The organism is Microvirga pakistanensis, from assembly GCF_004458765.1.
In the GTDB taxonomy this organism is placed as follows: Bacteria; Pseudomonadota; Alphaproteobacteria; order Rhizobiales; family Beijerinckiaceae; genus Microvirga; species Microvirga pakistanensis.
On sequence record NZ_SPJX01000282.1, the window covers coordinates 1 to 223 of the forward strand.

The following is a 223-nucleotide window of genomic DNA, read 5'->3' on the forward strand; positions in this document are numbered from 1 at the left end:
CGCTGGAGGAACAGGGCTTGGCGGCCTTCCGGGACCTTGTCGCCGCGAATATGCGGCATGCAGGTGCGATCCGCATCGATCACGCATTCCAGCTTCAGCGTCTTTTCCTCAGTCCCTCGGGTGCGCCGGCTTCGCAGGGCGCTTATGTCGATTACCCATTCGAGGCCATGCTCGCAGTCCTGCGCGTGGAAAGCCATCGCGCGCGCTGCCTCGTCATTGCCGA

General features: G+C 63.7%; 1 protein-coding gene. It reads left to right on the forward strand.

Annotated features, from left to right (window positions below):
* Positions 1 to 223 (forward strand): 4-alpha-glucanotransferase (locus tag E4K09_RS15265; protein WP_134498414.1); only part of this gene is annotated, 223 nt, incomplete at both ends.